15 protein-coding genes and 1 tRNA gene are annotated in these 18,145 nt (G+C 72.6%); 7 read left to right on the forward strand and 9 right to left on the reverse strand.

What is annotated here, in order from left to right; translation table 11 throughout:
• Positions 1–97 precede the first annotated feature (97 nt).
• The 3 genes from ACZ5T9_RS00445 to ACZ5T9_RS00455 all read right to left on the reverse strand — a co-directional run bounded on the left by ACZ5T9_RS00445 (position 98) and on the right by ACZ5T9_RS00455 (position 3,628).
• Positions 98–994: an SPFH domain-containing protein gene (locus ACZ5T9_RS00445; RefSeq protein ID WP_464834457.1), complete on the reverse strand. Its 897-nt coding sequence runs from the start codon at positions 992–994 to the stop codon at positions 98–100.
• 335 nt (positions 995–1,329) lie between these two features.
• Positions 1,330–1,413 (reverse strand) — tRNA-Leu (locus ACZ5T9_RS00450).
• Between the two features lie 37 nt (positions 1,414–1,450).
• The gene (locus tag ACZ5T9_RS00455; RefSeq protein ID WP_464833385.1) at positions 1,451–3,628 is read right to left on the reverse strand and encodes an FAD-dependent thymidylate synthase; all 2,178 of its coding nucleotides are present in this window, start codon (positions 3,626–3,628) and stop codon (positions 1,451–1,453) included.
• Positions 3,629–3,992: 364 nt separating this feature from the next.
• Between ACZ5T9_RS00455 and ACZ5T9_RS00460 the strand changes: the two genes are divergently transcribed.
• Together ACZ5T9_RS00460 and ACZ5T9_RS00465 are read left to right on the forward strand one after the other, a co-directional pair.
• Positions 3,993–5,255, forward strand: coding sequence for a VOC family protein (locus tag ACZ5T9_RS00460; protein WP_464833386.1), 1,263 nt, complete (start codon positions 3,993–3,995; stop codon positions 5,253–5,255).
• Between the two features lie 391 nt (positions 5,256–5,646).
• Positions 5,647–6,189, forward strand: a complete 543-nt coding sequence (locus ACZ5T9_RS00465; RefSeq protein WP_464833387.1) for an NUDIX hydrolase — start codon at positions 5,647–5,649, stop codon at positions 6,187–6,189.
• Between the two features lie 192 nt (positions 6,190–6,381).
• Here the strand turns inward: ACZ5T9_RS00465 and ACZ5T9_RS00470 are convergent, their stop codons facing one another.
• Positions 6,382–6,519, reverse strand: coding sequence for a hypothetical protein (locus ACZ5T9_RS00470; protein WP_464833388.1), 138 nt, complete (start codon positions 6,517–6,519; stop codon positions 6,382–6,384).
• Positions 6,520–6,759: 240 nt separating this feature from the next.
• Between ACZ5T9_RS00470 and ACZ5T9_RS00475 the strand changes: the two genes are divergently transcribed.
• The 5 genes from ACZ5T9_RS00475 to ACZ5T9_RS00495 are packed head-to-tail and all read left to right on the forward strand — an operon-like array spanning position 6,760 to position 10,866.
• Positions 6,760–7,356, forward strand: a complete 597-nt coding sequence (locus tag ACZ5T9_RS00475) for a hypothetical protein (protein WP_464833389.1) — start codon at positions 6,760–6,762, stop codon at positions 7,354–7,356.
• A complete protein-coding gene (locus ACZ5T9_RS00480) occupies positions 7,316–7,639 on the forward strand; it encodes a hypothetical protein (RefSeq protein WP_464833390.1) in 324 nt (107 codons plus the stop codon). The genes ACZ5T9_RS00475 and ACZ5T9_RS00480 overlap by 41 nt, the downstream gene beginning before the upstream one ends.
• A 57-nt stretch (positions 7,640–7,696) precedes the next feature.
• The gene (locus ACZ5T9_RS00485) at positions 7,697–8,743 is read left to right on the forward strand and encodes a FecCD family ABC transporter permease (protein ID WP_464833391.1); all 1,047 of its coding nucleotides are present in this window, start codon (positions 7,697–7,699) and stop codon (positions 8,741–8,743) included.
• Positions 8,740–9,903: a FecCD family ABC transporter permease gene (locus ACZ5T9_RS00490; RefSeq protein ID WP_464833392.1), complete on the forward strand. Its 1,164-nt coding sequence runs from the start codon at positions 8,740–8,742 to the stop codon at positions 9,901–9,903. Before ACZ5T9_RS00485 ends, ACZ5T9_RS00490 begins: the two co-directional genes overlap by 4 nt.
• A gap of 39 nt (positions 9,904–9,942) precedes the next feature.
• Positions 9,943–10,866: an ABC transporter ATP-binding protein gene (locus ACZ5T9_RS00495; protein ID WP_464833393.1), complete on the forward strand. Its 924-nt coding sequence runs from the start codon at positions 9,943–9,945 to the stop codon at positions 10,864–10,866.
• A gap of 269 nt (positions 10,867–11,135) precedes the next feature.
• Here the strand turns inward: ACZ5T9_RS00495 and ACZ5T9_RS00500 are convergent, their stop codons facing one another.
• The 5 genes from ACZ5T9_RS00500 to pyk form a co-directional block, all read right to left on the reverse strand.
• Positions 11,136–12,155, reverse strand: coding sequence for an ABC transporter substrate-binding protein (locus ACZ5T9_RS00500; protein WP_242823302.1), 1,020 nt, complete (start codon positions 12,153–12,155; stop codon positions 11,136–11,138).
• A gap of 208 nt (positions 12,156–12,363) precedes the next feature.
• Positions 12,364–13,578 (reverse strand): aspartate kinase, encoded by a 1,215-nt coding sequence (locus ACZ5T9_RS00505; RefSeq protein ID WP_006904457.1) that lies wholly within the window; start codon positions 13,576–13,578, stop codon positions 12,364–12,366.
• Between the two features lie 72 nt (positions 13,579–13,650).
• Positions 13,651–14,628, reverse strand: a complete 978-nt coding sequence (locus ACZ5T9_RS00510) for an alpha/beta hydrolase (RefSeq protein ID WP_464833395.1) — start codon at positions 14,626–14,628, stop codon at positions 13,651–13,653.
• A gap of 422 nt (positions 14,629–15,050) precedes the next feature.
• On the reverse strand, positions 15,051–16,154 hold the full coding sequence (locus ACZ5T9_RS00515) for an Mrp/NBP35 family ATP-binding protein (protein WP_464833397.1): 1,104 nt from the start codon (positions 16,152–16,154) through the stop codon (positions 15,051–15,053).
• Between the two features lie 178 nt (positions 16,155–16,332).
• Complete coding sequence (gene pyk, locus ACZ5T9_RS00520) at positions 16,333–18,138, reverse strand: pyruvate kinase (protein ID WP_464833398.1); 1,806 nt, start codon at positions 18,136–18,138, stop codon at positions 16,333–16,335.
• Positions 18,139–18,145 lie beyond the last annotated feature (7 nt).

The following is an 18,145-nucleotide window of genomic DNA, read 5'->3' on the forward strand; positions in this document are numbered from 1 at the left end:
CCGGCGGGAGCGCCCCGGCCGGCGCCCCGGGAAGGCACCGGAGGCCGGCCGGGTTCCTCCGGATCGCGGGCCTGGGACCGCACCCTGGGGCTGCCCATCAGTAAATGGTTCCGGCGTTCATCACCGGTTGGACGGCCCGCTCGCCGACGATGGCCACCATCAGGTTGTTCACCATGGCCGCCCGGCGCTCGTCGTCCAGGTCGACCAGCCCGCTCCGCTGCAGTTCCCGCAGCGCCATCTCCACCATGCCCACGGCGCCCTCCACGATCTTGGCCCGCGCCGCCACCACGGCCTCGGCTTGCTGGCGCTGCAGCATGGCGTGGGCGATCTCGGGCGAGTAGGCCAGGTGGGTCAGGCGGGCATCCAGCACCTCCACGCCGGCCACCGCCAGGCGCTCCTGCAACTCCTGGGCCAGCGCCTGGGAGACCCGGTCGGTGTTCTCCCGGAGGGAGGGGGTGCTCTCGTCTTCGAAGTGGTCGTAGGGGTACTGGCTGGCGATGTGGCGCAGGGCCGTCTCGCTCTGGATCTTGACGAACTCCTCGTACTGGTCGACCTCGAACAGGGCGCGGGCGGCGTCGATCACCCGCCAGACCACCACGGCGGCGATCTGGATGGGGTTCCCGCGCAGGTCGTTGACCTTGAGCTTCTCGCTCTCGAAGTTTCGCACCCGCAGCGACACGGCCGGCTTGGAGGTCAGGGGCACCGTCCACCACCAGCCCGCTTCCCGTAAGGTGCCCAGGTACCGGCCCAGGAAGATCACCGAGCGGGAGTAGTTGGGCTGCACGATGACCAGTCCCGTGGCCACCACCGTCCCGGCCGCCAGGAGGACGAAGCTCACCGCCAGATCCACTCCGCCGTGCCCCAGCAGCGGCGGCCCCCCTTCGTCAAGAGCCGTAGCCCCGCGGACGAACAGGTACACTGCCAGGGCCTCCAGCGCGAGCGCCAGCAGCACGCCCACAATGCCCGGAAGGGCGCGGGCCCGCAGTTCCTTCATCCCCTGCATCCTCTGGTCCCCCCCAAGGGACTATATCGTTATGATATCACTTCGATACCAATGCGGACTTCCCTTCCGGTCAGTCAAAACCAATAGACCAGGCAGCAGGCGACCCGATCGACGCGCTGTACTTGTGCCACCAGGCGAAGCGGCCGTGATTCCAAGAGGCCTGGGCCACCACGTGGCGGCAGCGCCCACGTGGTGAAAAAGGCCCGCGCCGGGCATTCCGCGGCGCGGGCCTTGATCGAAACACAACGATGCTGTCTAAAAACGGAAGCTGTCTAAAAACGGCGAAGTTGTCTCCGGCACATCACGGTCGTCGTAGTGCCCTTCGGTGCCGGGGGCGGGATTCGAACCCGCACGGGCTCGCGCCCAACGGATTTTGAGTCCGCCTCGTCTACCGGTTCCGACACCCCGGCTCACGTATCAGCATGGTAGCACAGCGCCGGGATGCCCTCAACGGGGCTGATCCCTGGCAACCGGCTCCAGGGTGCCGGCGGCCTCCAGTACCGCCATCAGCCGGGGCGCGCTGCGCACCAGGTTGGGGTGCACTTCCATCACCCGCTGCGCCAGCCGGTGGACCACCTGCCGGATATCCCACTGCGCCTCCGGCTTGCCCCGCAGCGTGATCAGGTGGTACAGCTGCCAGAGATCGAACTCCGCCACCACCCGCCGCCGGTGCGCGTTGGTCACCACATAATGGGCGGCCAGCGGCAGGCCCGCCCTCACCAGCCGGAAGAACAGGCGCTCCGCCGCATCGACGGCGCGCATCAGCACGGGCGCCAGGCCCGCCTCCTGGATGCGCGGCGGTACGGTGATGCCGTGTTCGACCCCCGGCGCCTGGGCGGCGAAGTGCATGCGGCGGGAGTGGCGCAGCAGCTGGTGCCAGCAGGCCTCGGAAACGGTGAGTTCGGCCCGGTATCGGACCAGCTTGAAGGCGTCGGGCGGCGGATCGTGGGGCCCGAGGCCAGCCACGGCTTTTTCCAGCAGCGCCAGCTTCTCTGCCGCCGTCATGGCCGCTAGCACGTCGCCGGTCTCCGGCCAGCCGCCCGACCCGTATTCGTTGAGCCAGGCGGCCAGGATCACGTCCAGGGCCGCCTGCTCGTCGGGCGTGGTCGGCGACGCCTCAGCGGCGGCCCCGGGCGAAGCGAGGGTCCCGCGCGAACCGGAGACCCCCGGCGAACTACCTGCACCGAGCGCACCGGCCGCCTCCGGCGCCGCACCGGCCCCCTGAGCCGCACTGGCCCCAGGCGTCACGCCGAATTCCGGTCCCGCGCCGGCCCCCGCTACCGCACCGGGCAGTCCGGCGCCGCCGGATGCCGTGGCAACCGCCGGCCCGCCCCCAGCGCCTGCCCCCCGGCCTGTCCAGTCCAGCAGGAGCACGGGGTCGCTGGCCACCGCCCGGACCCCGCGGTACCGCTGGAGGGCCTCGGCCACACCCCGGGCCACCTCCGCCTCCGCCGCCTGCAGGCGCGGGTTGGGTTCGGCATATCGAACCAGCGTGGGTAGAACGCGCGTGACCTCGCGGCGGATGGCCAGGGCCAGCCGGGTGGTCTCCTCGTAGGGGTCCGACAGCAGCCGGACGATGGCATCCCGCAGGGCACGGCCGTTGCCCACCATGCCCAGGTTGGTCTCGACGGCCAGGGTCAGGGCATAGCGCGCGTCCTCGAAGGCCAGCTTCTCCAGCCGGCTGGCCCGCGCCCGCGCGGTTTCGCCGGGTTGGGCCGGTTCGACCCGGTCGAGGTGCTCCACCAGGCCCCGGAACAGCTCCTGGTAGGCGTCGTAGGTGATCTCCTGAACCCGGTGGAACTCGTCCAGCAGCTCGGGCGCGCCGGCCGCCTCCAGCTCCGGCGGTACGACGTACGCGCCGCGCCGCGGCATTTGATAGCGCTGGCTGTATTCGATGAAGGAGAGCCAGGGGTTGGCCGTCTCCAGGCGCGCGCTGGCCAGTCGGGAGATGCCCTCGATACCGACGGCAGCCTTGGCCAGCTCGGCCACCGAGGCGTGGCCGTAGCCGACCACCCACTTCTCGTGGAAGCGGCGCGCCTTTTCCGCCGCCACGGCCAGGGAGCCTGCCCCTTGCGGGTTGTCCCTGGCGCCCGCCGCTGCAGCCGTCCCCGCGGATGCCCCGGCGGCTGCAGAACGGCCGGCGGTCGTCGCGGGGCGCCCCTCGCCCTGAGGGCGGCCCTCGTCCTGGGGGCAACCCGACTCCCCTGGGTGCCCTCCGCCGCGCGCCTCGCCGGTCGCCTCTGCGTTCGCCGGGCCCGTGGCCCCCGGAGCTGTCGGCACTGCGCCCTCCCGGGGGACGCCGGCCGGAGCGGGGGTGCCCGGAGCAGATCCGGCCGGGTCAGGACCCGCCGGGTCCGCCGCCGCGGCGGCGGAGACCGGCACGCCGGCAGCCGCCGGCTCGGGTTGGGAGGGGAGGCCGCCGAGCAGGTTGAGCTCGGGGTCTTCCATCAGGCGCAAGAGGTTCTCCCGAAAGCTGCGGGGGCTGCGGCTCACGTAGGCGAAGATCACCGCGACGACTTCCTCGGGCAGGTTGTAGATGGCATACACGTTCTGGTCCAGGTTACTGACGAACCGGGCCAGCAGCTGCCGCTGGCGCGGTGTGAACCGCTCTGCCGCCGTCGACAAGCCTTACACCGCCTTGCCGGGTTGACATGCCGGGTTGATGTCATGGCTTTCGACCCCGGCGCCCCCTCTCCCTCCCGGCCCCCGGGAGAGCGATCCTCCCGCTGGACCCCACGGCTGCGCGGGCGCCGGGCGCGTCCCTCCTGGAAAGCGGTTCCATCCCCCCGCCCGCCGGTCGAACGCGCAGGGACCGCGACACGCCGGCCGTCCATGGGCGACAATGCTAGTAAGGGCCGGCCCATCCTTCGGTCCATGGGAAGGACCAGGGGCATGACAAGCGAATCCAGCGGTACCTCCAACGGCAGCTCCAACGGTAGCGCCAGCGACCCTTGAACACGTTTGAACACGTCAAGGAGGTTTGGACGACATGCACCCCACGCCTCCACCGGCCACGCCCCTGCCGGCCGGCCTGCGCCTTGGCCCGGTCTACCTGCGGGTGCGCCACCTGGCCCGCGCCCTGGCGTTCTATCGCGACCAGCTGGGCCTGGTTCCCGTGCGGGTTCCCCAGGGGGCAGAAGGGGGGCCGGCGGTGGACCGGGACGAACCCCGCCACGGCGGCGGCGTCCCGGCGCCCGGCGCAGCCGTCCATAGCCCGGCCAGATCCCGCCGGGATGGCGAACGGCGCGGGGGAACGGCCATGGTCACGGGCCTGGCCGCCAGGGCGGGGGAAGCACCGCTGATCTGCCTGGAAGAGGACCCCGGAGCACCCCCGCGCCCACCCCGGACCACCGGCCTTTACCACGTGGCCCTGCTCTACCCCAGCCGGGCGGCCCTGGCCCGGGTTTTCCTCCGGCTGCTGGAGGGCGGGTGGCGCTTCCAGGGATTTGCCGACCACGGCGTCAGCGAGGCGCTGTACCTGGCGGATCCCGAGGGGAACGGGCTCGAGCTCTATTGCGACCGGCCCCGGGACCGGTGGCCGCGCCGGCCGGACGGTACCGTCGCCATGTATACCGCCCCGCTGGACCTGGACGATCTTGTTGCAACCGCCCGTTCCGCTCCGGCCGGCCGCTCGCGGCCCGGCGCGGGTTCCCTTTCCGGCCCGGCTCCCGGGGGCGGAGCGGAGGGCGCAAGCACACCCACGGCGGCCGCCGCCAGCCCTGCCAGGCCCGAGCGCGGGCGCACGCCCCAGGAGCGCGCCGGTGGGCCCACCGCCGTGCCCCCGGACGGGGACGCTACAGTTCCTGGCGCCGGGGAGGGCGCCGAAGCCACGGCGGGGGACCGGGCCGGGCTCCAGGCCCGGGACGAGGGGCCCGACCACGGGGACCGCGGCCCGGTAGTGGGCCACGTCCATCTGCAGGTGGCCAGCCTGGCCGCCGCCGAGGACTTCTACTGCGGGGTGCTCGGCTTCGAGGTGACCCAGCGCGATTTCCCCGGCGCCCTCTTCGTGGCGGCTGGGGGATACCACCATCACCTGGGGCTGAACGTGTGGGCAGGGGAGGGTGCGCCCCCTCCGCCGCCCGGCGCCGCCGGCCTGGCCGGCTTCACCTTGACCCTCCCGGGGGAGACCATCCTGGCCACCGTGCTCGAACGAATCCGGAGGGCCGGGCTGGTAGCCAGGCCGTCGCCCCGGGGCTGGACCGTGCGGGACCCCAACGGCATCCCGGTGCACCTGACGGCGCAGCCCGCCTGATGGGCCAGGCTCCGGCCCGATGGCCTCAGGCTCCGGGCGGGTGGGCGCAGGCTTAAGTCCCGGTGGCCGTCAACGAGCTCCGGCTTCCCCGGCGCGGCCGTCCCCACGGCCTTTCGCACGGTCATTCACCACGGACCTTCGCACGGACCTTCCGCACGGCCGTGCCGCACCGTCGTTCTGGAAGACCGCTCCCGCCGGCCGCTCCCGCGGCCGTTTCGCCTGTCCGGACCACCGGGTGCCCCTCCCTGCCCGCACCGCTCGCGCCCGCGCGACCCGGACCGGCACATTTCCCGGGAAATCGCCACGACCCGACCCGGCCCGCCGGCCGGGCGGCCCCGGGCGGGCGTCCGAAGCAACAGGATTCGACGCAAGGGGGCCGAACAGTGTACCCATGACCACGACGACACCGAAACCGCGCCACGTCTTCGAGGTCTTCACCCTGGGCTTCTTGGTCCAGGAGGACCAGGTCCTGCTGCTGGAACGGCGCAAGCCACCCAACGCAGGGCGCTGGAACGCGCCGGGCGGCAAGCTGGAGGCCGGGGAGGATCCCATCCAGGGGATCGTCCGCGAGTTTGCCGAGGAAACGGGGCTTGTCCTGCAGGATCCCTCCCTGCGGGCGATCCTTTGTTTCCACGAGCTGGACGGGGCCTGGCCGCCCCAGATGATCTACACCTTCCTCGCCCATACCGCCGCAGGCCAGCTGCTGGCCTCGGAAGAAGGGCGCCTTGCCTGGTGGCCCGTAGAGCAGGTGCTGGAAGACCCGCGGGTGGTGGGCAACATCCCCCTGTTCCTGCCGCGGGTGCTGGCCCCCGAGCCGCCCTTCGTGTTCATCGCCGCTTACCGCGGCGACCGGCTGGAGCACCACCGGGTCGCCCCCTTGCTCAGTCTCCCGGCGGCCGCGCCGCTGGACGGCAGGCCCCGCTACCGCCCCTGACGGCCCATGCTCCTGCCCCTGGTCCCCGGGCCCGGGTTCCGCCCGGGCATCCCCGGCAGGGGAACCCCGGGCCGGCCCGACCGGTCATGCCGAGACGAGCCGCCGGCCTGTACCGTGCCCAGCCGGCCGGCCCATACCGTCGCTAGCCGTGCCGGGCCGGCTGCCGCCCTGGGATGGCCGGGTTCCTCCCCGTCACTCGGGCACCACCGGCAGCAGTAGCACCGACCGGTGATCCGCATCGTGCAGGATCTGGACCACCCTGCCGGCCTGGCCCAGCAACTGGGGCACCGGCGAGGCCGCGTGGGGAAAGTCGCTGGGTCCCACGGCCACCCGCAGCCGGTGCCCCTGGCGGATCACCGCACTGGTCGGGCCCGGCGCCTGGTTTTTGCGAACGGCTTGCAGTATCATCAGCGTATGCGTACGCCGGCGACGGCCAAACCGGCCGCCCTTGCAAGCCTGTTCCACCTCCCCCTGACGCCGGGAACCCGGCACCGGCTGGATCTCTTTCTTGCGGGGCTGGAAGGTACAACCTGGCCACCGGACCAGCCTTCCCCGGACCGGGGGCCCGCGGTGCCGGCAGCGGCTCTGCATGATCCGGCCCTGGTGCGGCAGCTGGTGGAACGCCTGCAGGACCAGTGGGGCGGCCCCCTGGAGGCGGTGGCCTCCCAGTGGCACAAGCACTACGGAGCCGCCGTCCTCACCGGTCCCCTGCTGACCATGACCGTGGCCGGGTGCCCGCTGGTGCCACCCCTTGAGAACGCCGTGCTGCTGCTCGACCCCGCACCGGGGCCGGGCCGCGGGCTGCCCGCCGCCCTGGTGTTCGCCAGTGGCTTCCATGCGCTGCAGGGGCGCGACCGGCCGGTGTCCTTCCGGCCAGCTGGTCCGGCCCGGCCAACCCGGCCCACGCCAGCCGAGCCCGCCGGACCGGCCAGACGGGCCGCGGCGCAGCCGGCTGCGGACGGCCCGGCCCCACGCGCCTGCCCACCGGAGCCGGACCCCACGCAGGGCGCCACGGATGGTCCACGCGCACCCTGGATGGAGGATCTGCTGGCCGCCCTGCTGGCGCGCTTCCTGGCCCCCGTGGTCAGCGCCCTGCACCGGGCTGCAGATGTCCCCCCCCGCCACCTTGTGGACGAACACGGCCAACTTTTGCGCCAGCCTGTATGAGGAACTTGCCGCCACCGACCCGAGCGGGGCCGCGGCCCGCGACGCCGCCTGGCTGCTCACCGCCCCCGCCCTGGGCGGGTTCGACCCCAATCCCCTGGCGGGCCGCATCAAGTATGCCGGCCGGCCCTGGTGGGAAGCTGCCGGCCCGGTGCCCCGGCGGATCCGCCGGACCTGCTGCCTGCGCCTGCGGCTACCGGGCGGCGCGCCCTGCCACTGCTGCCCCCTGCCCTTGACCCGAAAGGGCGGGGCGGGCAGGATCGAAAGCAGGGACACGGGATCGTAAGGAAAAAGATTCTCAATAGCATTTCGTCTTGATTCCGGTTCGAAGGTGGCATCAGCCGTGGCCTCAGTTCCGCACGCCCAACCCGCTGCACCGGCGGCCCGGCGCGGGTTCATCCTGCCCCTGGCCCGTCCCGGCGCCGGCCTTCTGGCCGGCGTCCTGCTGGTGGCCGCGCTGGCGGCGGCCAGCATGGCCTACGGCGCCATGGCGATCCCGCTGAGCGAGGTCATCGGCGCGTATACCCGTTTCGACGGCACAGACGCCCACCTGGTGGTCACTACCGTCCGCATGCCCCGCACCCTGCTGGCCGTTGCGGTGGGCGCCAGCCTGGGCATCGCCGGCTTGCTCCTGCAGATGCTGACCCGCAACCCCCTGGCCGACGTGGAGGTGGCGGGCATCAACGCGGGGGCGGCGACGGCCGTCGTCCTGCTGGCCGTGCTGGGAGGGCCGGTTTCCCTGGGCATGCTGACCGCCACATCCCTGGCCGGTGCCGCCGCCGGTGGCCTTCTGGTCTACGCGCTGGCCGCCCTGGGGCGTGACGGCCCGACGCCGCTGAAGCTGACCCTGGCCGGCGCCGCCGTCTGGGCCCTGGGCGAATCCCTGACCAGCGGCCTCTTGACCGCCCACGAGCGGGCCCTGGACGAGGTGCTCTTCTGGCTCAAGGGCTCGGTGGCCGGGCGCGAGTTGCCCCTGTTCGCCCCCCTGCTGCCCTGGATGGCTTTAGGCTGGCTGGTGGCCCTGGCGGTGGCCCCCGCCCTCCACACCCTGACCCTGGGCGACGACGTGGCCCGGGGACTGGGCGTCCCGGCCGGTGCCGTCCGTCTGGCCGCGGGGGCGGCGGTGGTGGTGCTGGCCGGAACCTCCGTGGCCGCAGCGGGTCCCATCGGCTTCGTGGGCCTGGTGGCCGCCCATCTGGCCCGGGCGGCCGTGGGGCTCAACCCCCGTTGGATGGTGGCCTACAGCGCCTGGATCGGGTCGGCCACCCTGCTGGCGGCCGACCTGGCCGGCCGGTTCCTCGCCATGCCGGAGGAACTGCCCGTGGGGGTCGCCACCGCCCTGCTGGGCGCTCCCTTCTTCATCCTGCTGGGACGGAGGGCGCTGCGATGAAGGCCGCCCGGTTCCACCCGCTCCGACCGGCCCCTGCGCCCGGTCTGCCCCGGCTCTCCCGCCGGCCGCTGCCGGGCCACTGGACGTTGCGGCTGCCGGGTTTGCCGGTCTCCTTCCACCCCAGCCGGCGGTCGGTGGTCGCCACGGCCGCCCTGCTGGCCGTCACGGTGGCCGCGTTCACCGGCAGCCTGTGCCTCGGCTCCCTGGCCATCCCGCCGCAGCGGGTGGTGGCCGCCTTGCTCGACGGGCTCGGCGGGGCTTCGGCGGCGGGGGTCGGGACAGGCGGTGGCGCGGCTGCCACCGCCGCCGCCGGGCCGGAAGCCTTTGTGGTGCTGAACCTGCGCCTGCCGCGGGCCCTGGTGGCGGTCCTGGCCGGGGCTGCCCTGGGCCTGGCGGGGGCCCTGACCCAGGCGGTCTTCCGCAATCCCCTGGCGGCCCCCGACATCCTAGGGGTCACGGGAGGTGCCTCGGCGGCGGCCGTCGCTTTCCTCACCTATGGCGAGGGCCTGAGCATCCGCTGGCTGCCGCCGGCGGCCTTTGCCGGTGCCATGGTGACCGCCCTGGCCATGCACGCCCTGGCGCGGCGCACGGGCGCCTCGCTGCGGCTCATCCTGGTAGGCATCGGCCTGCGGGCGGCCACCGCCGCCCTGACCACCCTGTTCGTGGTCAAGAGCCCCATCTACCTGACGAACCGGGCCATGCTGTGGCTGACCGGCACCGTCTACGGCGCGACGTGGACCGACGCTCTGCTGCTGGCCCCGTGGCTGCTGGGCGCAGGAGGATTGACCCTGGCCGCAGCCCGCCGCATCAACGCCCTCCAGCTGGGGGATGCGGTGGCGGGGGGCCTGGGCACGCGCCCCGATCGGGACCGGATCCTGGCCCTGGCGGCGGCCGCCGCCCTGACGGGAGCCGCGGTGGCCGTGGCCGGAGCGGTGGGCTTCGTCGCCCTTTTGGCCCCCCACATCGCCCGGTTCCTGGCAGGCCCCGCCCTCAGCCAGGGCGGGCTGGCGGCGGCCCTGACGGGTGGGCTGATGCTGCTGGCCGCCGACACCCTGGGCCGGGTGGCCTTCCCACCCCTGGATGTGCCGGCGGGGGTGTTCACAGCGGCCGTCGGGGCGCCCTTTTTCCTGCTGCTGCTGTATCGCCAGCAGCGGGGCTGAAGCCGGTGCGACCGGCCGGCTGAAAGAGGAGGCAAGGCCATGCCCGTTCTGGAGAGCCGCCATCTGACCCTGTCCTACGGCCGCGAGCCGGTGGTGGCGGACCTCGACCTGAAGATCCCCCCGGGCCGCATCACCGTGCTGATCGGGCGCAACGGGTGCGGCAAGTCGACCCTGCTGCGCGCCCTGGCGCGGCTGATGCGCCCCCAGGCAGGAGCGGTGTTGCTGGACGGCCGCGCCATCGCCACCCTGCCCACCCGTGAGGTAGCGCGGCAGCTGGCCATCCTCCCCCAGAGCCCCGTGGCGCCCGAGGGCATGACCGTCCTGCAGCTGGTCAAGCAGGGGCGCTACCCCCACCAGTCGTGGCTGCAGCAGTGGACCCGGGAGGACGAGGAGCGGGTCCGCCAGGCCCTGGCCTGGACGGGCCTGGCGGACCTGGCCGGCCAGCCGGTGGACGCCCTCTCCGGAGGCCAGCGCCAGCGGGCCTGGATCGCCATGGCCCTGGCCCAGGACACGCCCCTGCTCCTCTTGGACGAACCCACCACCTACCTGGACCTGGCCCACCAGATGGAGATCCTGGACCTCCTGGCCTGGCTCAACGCCCGCGACGGGCGGACCGTGGTCATGGTCCTCCACGACCTGAACCAGGCGGCCCGGTACGGCCACCACCTGGTGGTCGTCCACCAGGGGCGGGTCTACGCCCAGGGGGCGCCGGCCGAGGTGCTGCGGGAGGAACTGGTGCGCCAGGTATTCGGCATCGAATGCCGGATCATCCCCGACCCCATCCACGGCACGCCCCTTTGCGTCCCGTGCAGCCGGTGGATGGCCCAGGCCGGGGCCGGGGCCGATACCGCGACGGCCCGCACCGCAGAGGCGGACACAAGGACCCCCATCCCGCCTACCGCCGGCGGCCGCCGGCATGAGCTCGCCCCAGGCGCCCCAGGCGCGGCCGCCGCGGGCCCGTGATCGGCTACGGCCCGGAGCTGGTCAAAGCCGGCTCGACCGCTCGTTCGCGGCGCTGTCGCGGCCGGCCCGTCCCAAAAGCATGAGGCCCGGGATGCCGGAGCCGCTACCCGCTCCGGCATCCCGGGCCTCCCGGCACCAAGGGGCCGGATGAGGGGCCGCCCTTGCGGGCAGGCCCCTCATCCGGCCCGGCCGTCCACCATCTCACCTTGCATGCATCCCGCGCCTGGCATGCATCCCGCGGGTCACCCGGGCTAACGGATGCCCCCAGATCACCGGGCCGGCGGTTCGGTCCCCAGCACGTACCGGTAGAGGTCGTCCAGCATCAGGTTGGCTGCCAGGATGCCGCCCGCGGTATTCCAGATGACGTCATCGACCTTGTAGACCTGGCCGCGCTTCACCACGGGCAGGTTCTTCCAAAGGGGATCCTGGGTCCACTCCTGCTCCAGACTGGTGGCCTGGCCGTCGCCGGTTTCATAGCTGTAGTAGAACAGGATGTCGCCGTCCATCTCGGGGATCCGTTCCTTGCCGACCTCCGCCGCGAACTCCGGCTTGTCCTGGGCCGGCGGCCGCTTGAAGCCGATCTCCTCCAGGATGCTGCCGGCGAAGGTGTCCTTGTAGAGGATGCGGACGCGGCCCGGCATGAAGCGCACCAGGGAGATCTGCAGGTCCAGCTTGTCCCCCGCCTGCTGGCGGAAGTGCTCGAGCCGCTGGTCCCACTCGGCCAGCAGGTGCTCGCCCTCGGCCTTGCGGTTCACGGCCTCGGCCCAGAGCATGAAGTTCTCCTGCCACTTGCCGCGGATCGTCTCGGAGAAGACCGTCGGCGCGATCTGGGACAGCTGGCCGTAGATCTTCTCGTGGCGCATCTTGGTGCCCAGGATCAGGTCCGGCTGCAGGGCGGCGATGGCCTCAAGGTTGGGCTGGTCTTCCTTGCCGACGGGCGTCACGCCCTCCATCAGGGGCGCGATGTGGTCATACCAGGGATCGCCCAGCCAGGAATTGGCCGCCCCCACCGGCTTGATGCCCAGGGCCAGCAGGGCCTCAGTGGCTTCGTTGGTCAGCACCACGATCCGCTCCGGGGTTCGGGGGATGGGGGTCTCCCCCATGGCGTGACGGACCACATAGCCTTCTTCTGCCGAGCCTTCAGCCGAGCCCGTGCCCGTACCGGTCCCGCTGCCGCTGGCCGTCCCGGTCGGCGTGCCGCCGCTGGTGTTCCCGGCCGAGCCGCCGCAGGCGGCGAGCATCAGGGATGCTAGGAGCAAGGCCACGATCAGAAGCCTGCCCCTGGGCACCCGCGCCCGCCTGGCCCGCCGCGTTCCTCCGGCCGCCTGCGTGCTTCCACCGAACAACCTCGCTTCCATGGGCACCCCGCCCTCCCGAAAATTAATGAGAAGGGTTATCAGACAGTGCCCATGGTAACGGAGTCATTATTGAGTGTCAATTTCATTTTCTGGTGCCAGCTGATGGCCCCGGTGAACGGGTGAACCGGCGCCGCCAGCCTCACCGCCCCAAGTCGAAGGCGGCATGGACCGCCCGCACCGCCTCGTCCACCTGTTCCCGGGCCACCAGGCAGGAGATGCTGATCTCCGACGTGCTGATCATCTCGATGTTGATCCCGGCCCCCGCCAGGGCGCCGAACATGGTGGCCGCCACCCCGGGCTGGGTCGCCATCCCCGCCCCCACGGCGCTGACCTTGGCGATGCCGTCGTCCACCACCAGCCGCTGGGCCGGCAACTCCCGCACCAGCGGTTCCAGCACGCGGCGGGCCACGGGCAGGTGACCGTCGGCAATGGTGAAGGCGATGTCCTGATGGCCGTTGCGCGCCACCGACTGGCTGATCATGTCCACGTTGATCCCGGCCTCGGCCAGGGCGCTGAAGACCCGGTGGGCGATGCCCGGCACGTTGGGCACCGAGACCAGGGCCAGCCGCGCCACGTGGCGATCGGAGGTGACCCCGCTGACGGGGCGGTCGGGCTCGACGGTGCCCGCCGGCACCACCCGCGTCCCCGGGTGGTCCGAGAAGGTCGAGCGGGCATGGATCACGATGCCGTGACGCTGGGCGCAGGTCACCGCCCGGTGGTGGAGCACCTGGGCGCCCAGGCGAGCCAGCTCCATCATCTCGTCGTAGGAGATGACGGGCAGCAGCCGGGCGTCCGGCACGACCCGCGGGTCGGCGGTGAACACGCCCTCCACGTCGCTGAAGATCTCGCAGCGCTCGGCTTCCAGCGCCGCCGCCAGGGCCACCGCCGTGGTGTCGGACCCGCCGCGTCCGAGCGTGGTCACGTGCCCCTCGGCGTTGAGCCCCTGAAAGCCCGCCACCACGGGGACGAACCCGGCCTCCAAGGCCTCCCGCAGCCGCTCGGCGGCGATGGCCCGCACCCGGGCGTTGCCGTGGGCCCCCTCGGTCTGGATGCCCGCCTGCCAGCCGGTAAAGGAACGGGCCGGCACACCCAGAGCGTCCAGGGCCATGGCCAGCAAGGCAGCGCTGGCCTGCTCGCCGGTCGCCAGGAGGGCGTCCAGTTCCCGCGCGGGAGGTTCGGGGTGGAGCTGCCGGGCGAGATCGATGAGGTCGTCGGTGGTGTCCCCCATGGCCGAGACGACCACCACCAGGTCGTGCCCTTCCTTGCGGGCCTCCGCCACCCGCCGGGCCACGTGACGGATGCGGTCCGGTCCCGCCACAGAACTGCCGCCGAACTTCCACACCCAAAGGGACAAGGCTCATTCCTCCGTCCCAATGCCAGAGTCCTTGTCCGGTATTGTTTCGCCCGGCGGCATCCGTGTAAAGGTCTACCGGCCGGACAGGCCGCCCAGGTGGCTTTCGAAGAAGGCGACGACCCGCTGCAGGTACGCCTCCGGCGCCGTGGCGTAGGCCTTGACGTGCCCCGCCCCCTCCACCTCCCAGAGCTCCACCGGCACCCCCGAGCGCTCGGCCGCCAGGGCCAGCTGGCGGCTGTGGTGGGGGCCGATCACCGTGTCCGCGGTGCCGTGGATCAGCAGCAGGGGGGTGGTCGCCATCCGGGTCACGGCCTCCACGGGCCGCACCCGCTCGGGGTGGACGCCGGCCAGCGGGGGCAGCAGGGTGCGGATCAGCCAGTTGAAGGGAAACTCGGGCAAGCCGGTCCAGTGGGACAGGTTCTCCTCCAGGTAGGTGCGCAGGTCGGCGAAGGGCGCGTCGGCCACCACGGCCTGCACCGGTTCGGCCCCGCCCGCGGTGAGGATGGCCGTCACCGCCCCCATGGACCAGCCCAGCAGGCCCACCGCCTGGTCCGGGCCGTAGGTGGCGCGGACCCACTCCACCGCCGCGGCCAGGTCCTGCACCTCCTCCTGGCCCACGGTGGTGCGGTCGCCGCCCGAACTGCCGCTGTTGCGGAAGTCGAACATCAGGACGTTGAACCCCGCCCGGACCAGGGCCGCCGCCACGTCCAGGGCGGGAACGTCGTCCTGCAGCCGGTTCTTCCCGTAGCCGTGGGCGAAGACCACGGTCCGCGGCGCCACGCCGCCCGTCGCGGGGAGGAACCAGCCCTCAAGCCGGATCCCGTCGCGGCTGGTGAAGGCCACGTTCTCATAGTCTAGGCCGCGGCTGGCAGGATCGGCCGTCACGGGCTCCCGCTCGGGATGGATCAGCCCCAGCCCCACCTGCCAGGAAATGGCCACGCAGGCCGCCACGGCCAGCGCCAGCAGTGCCGCCAGGCTCCACCCCAGCCACCGCCGCAGGCGCGGCCTGCGGCCCGTTCCGACCCCCAGGTCGCCCGGGTCCCCTCTCACCCGTCATCCCCCGGTTGGCGTTCCAGCCGGTTGACCGGCTACCCCGGCTGCCCCGGCTGCACGATGAGACCCGCCTTGCCATCCATGCGAACTAGCCAACGGGTTCGACCCGGGGGCGGAGACCACCTTCCAGCCTGCGGCAAGACACGCCAGCCGGCCGGGGTCACCGGGGATTCCCCGGGGACACCCGGCCGGCGGAAGCGGAGCGCAAGCCTTGCGCTGGGGTCGCAAGGGGGCCACAGAGGCCACGGGATGATGCCCCACTCGGCGGCATGCAGCGGCCCCCTGCTTAGCGGGGTGTCGTGGGCGGCACCCCCCAGACGCGGCCCGCTCGGCGCCCCATCAACGCCCCATCAAGAGCAGGATCGTTCCGTTTGACGGGCCGCGTCCTTCCCGTGCATGCGATGCCCCCCTGCATCCCTCTATCGGGACGCCGCCGCCAGCCGCTCGGCCGGCAGGGTCAGCTGGGCGATGCGACCGGCCAGGTCGAGGAACGCCTTCGCCACGTGGCTCTCGGGCGCGTACAGCGCCACGGGCTTGCCGGCGTCGGCGGCCTCCCGCAGCTCCTCCTGGATGGGCAGCTGGCCCAGCAACTGCGTGTCCAGCTTCTCCGCCAGCTGCCGGCCGCCGCCCCGGCCGAAGATCTCGTGCCGCTCGCCGCAGTTCGAGCAGACCAGGTAGGACATGTTCTCGATGACGCCCAGCACCTCGTGCTGCACCTTGCGGGCCATGATCCCCGTGCGCTGGGCCACGGTCACCGACGCGGGCTGCGGCGTGGTGACCACCACCACCTGGGCCCGCGGCAGCTTCTGCAGGATGCTCAGGGGCACGTCGCCGGTGCCGGGCGGCAGGTCGATCAGGAAGAAGTCCAGATCGTCCCACAGCACGTCGGCCAGGAACTGCTCGACGGCGCCCATCAGCATGGGACCGCGCCAGATCAGGGGCGTGTCGGCGTCGACGAAGAAGCCCATGGACATGACCTGCATGCCGTGGGCCGGGATCGGCACGATGGCCTTGTTGAAGGCCACCGGCTTGCGCCCCTCGATGCCCAGCATGCCGGGAATGCTGAAGCCGTAGATGTCGGCATCCAGCACGCCGACCTTGTAGCCCAAGGCATGGAGGGCGGCCGCCAGGTTGGCCGTCACCGTCGACTTGCCCACGCCGCCCTTGCCGCTGGAGATAGCCAGGATCACGGTCCGGGAGTCGTCGGCCATGATGCGCGACTTGGGCTGGCGCGGCTGGCGGAACTTCTCGATCAGCTGCTGCCGCTCCTCGTCGGTCATGGCCCCCAGGTGGACCACCGTCTCGGTCACCCCGGGGATGGCCTGGAGCTTGGCCTCCACGTCCTTCTTGATCTCGTACCGAAGCGGGCAGCCCCGCACCGTCAGGGCGATCTCCACTTCCACGCGGCCCCCGTCGATCTGGAGGTCGCGGACCATGTTCAGTTCGACCAGGTTGCGGTTCAGCTCGGGGTCCTTCACCTGCGCCAGGGCGCTGAGGACCTGTTCCCGCGTCACTTGGGACACGGTGCCGTCCCCCCTTTCTCCGTGCCTCCATTGTACCAGCCCCGGGGGCCCGCGCCCGCCGGCAGCCCGCCGGGACCGTCCAACCGGAGCCCGGCGGGCACCGCGGGGGCAGGGCCAAGCCCTTCCGGCCGGTCACCGGGAAACCCTGGGCGGGCGGCGGGCCCAGGGGCCGCGGTCCTCAGCCGACCCGGGCCCAACCGCGGTAGACCAGGCCGCGCCGGGCATCCACGGTGACGGTCTCGCCGTCCTGCAGGCGTTCCAGGGCACCCGCCGCCCCCACGATGGTGGGGATGCCCCGGTGCAGGCCGACGATGGCCGCATGGGAGGTCAGCCCGCCCTCTTCGGTGATGAGAGCCCCCGCCTTCTCGATCAGGGGCATGAAGTCGCGGTCGGTGCTCAGGGCCACCAGCACCTCGCCGCCGTGGAAGGGACCCGCCGCCTCGGGGTCGCGCACGATGCGCACGGGCCCCGTATGGCTGCCCTGGCCGACGCCGGTTCCTCGCAGCACCGCTTGGCCCACGGTGTGGACCTGCAGCATGTTGGTGGTCCCCGGCTGGCCTACGGGCACCCCGGCGGTGATCACCACCAGGTCCCCCGGCCGGACGAACCCGCCCTCCACCGCGCCCCGCATCGCTTCCTCCATCAGGCCGTCCACGTCGTGCTGGGGCGCGGTGACCAGGGCCCGCACGCCCCAGACCAGGCTGAGCTTGCGGGCCACCCGCTGGCTGGGGGTGACGGCCACGATGGGCTGGCGCGGCCGGTGGCGGGAGATCATCCGCGACGTGTAGCCCGACTGGGTGGCCGTGAGGATGGCCGCTGCCCCCAGGTCTTCCGCGGCGGTGCAGGAGGCGTAGCTGACGGCGTCGGTCACCGTGCGGTGTTCCTCCCGACCGGTGCGGGCCAGCCGCTGGGCATAGTCCAGGGCGGCCTCCGTGCGGCGGGCGATGCGGGCCATGATCTCCACCGCCTCCACCGGATATTGCCCCGCCGCCGTCTCCGCCGAGAGCATGACCGCGTCGGTGCCGTCCAGGATGGCGTTGGCCACGTCGGTGCTCTCGGCCCGGGTGGGCCGCGGGTGGTGGACCATGGACTCCAGCATCTGGGTGGCGGTGATCACCGGCTTGCCCGCCCGGTTGGCCGCCTGGATGATCTGCTTTTGGAGGAGGGGGATGTCCTCGACGGGCAGCTCGACGCCCAGGTCGCCGCGGGCCACCATGATGCCGTCGGCGCTGGCCAGGATCTCGTCCAGCCGCTCCACGCCCAGCCGGTTCTCGATCTTGGCGATGACCCACTGGTCGCCGCCGGCTTCCTCGATCACCCGCCGCAGGGCGTGGACGTCGGCGGCGGAGCGCACGAAGGAGGCGGCGATGAAGTCGATGCCCAGCTCGATGCCCAGGCGCACGTCGGCCCGGTCCGCTTCGTTGAGGTAGGGCAGATCCAGGCTCTCGGCCGGCAGGGTGGCCTTCTTGCCCTGGAGCAGGCGGCCGCCGGCGTCCACCCGGCAGTACACGTAGACGCCGTCCGTCTCTTCCACGGTGAGCACAAGGTTGCCGTCGTCCAGCAGGATCCGGTCGCCGGGCCCCACGCTGGTGGCCACCCGGCTGTAGGAGACGGGGATCACGGGGCAGCCGGCCGGCGCCCGCCCCCCGGCTCCGGAGCCTTCCGAGCCCCCTGGCGCCTCCCCGCGCTCCGCCGCGACCAGGGCCACCCGCTGGCCGCCGGCCAGCTCCAGGGCGCCACCGGGCAGCGGGCCGACCCGCACCTCCGGTCCCCGGGTGTCGAACAGGATGCCCACGTCGCGGCGGCCCAGCTCGGCCGCCACCTGGCGCAGCATCTCCACCCTTCGCCGGTGGTCGTCCGCCGTGCCGTGGGAGAGATTGATCCGGGCCACGTCAAGGCCGGCCTCCAGCAGGCGGCGCAGCACCCAGGGGTCGTCGGTGGACGGGCCCAGGGTACAGACGATCTTGGTCCGCCGGTACTCCACGGGGATC

It is taken from the genome of Thermaerobacter nagasakiensis, assembly GCF_055396825.1.

Bases quoted from the DNA above. Each gene is read 5' to 3' on its own strand.
- ACZ5T9_RS00495 (WP_464833393.1), top strand. From the start codon at position 9,943: ATGCCCGTTCTGGAGAGCCGCCATCTGACCCTGTCCTACGGCCGCGAG.
- ACZ5T9_RS00460 (WP_464833386.1), top strand. From the start codon at position 3,993: ATGCACCCCACGCCTCCACCGGCCACGCCCCTGCCGGCCGGCCTGCGC.
- ACZ5T9_RS00490 (WP_464833392.1), top strand. From the start codon at position 8,740: ATGAAGGCCGCCCGGTTCCACCCGCTCCGACCGGCCCCTGCGCCCGGT.
- ACZ5T9_RS00465 (WP_464833387.1), top strand. From the start codon at position 5,647: ATGACCACGACGACACCGAAACCGCGCCACGTCTTCGAGGTCTTCACC.
- ACZ5T9_RS00445 (WP_464834457.1), bottom strand. From the start codon at position 994: ATGAAGGAACTGCGGGCCCGCGCCCTTCCGGGCATTGTGGGCGTGCTG.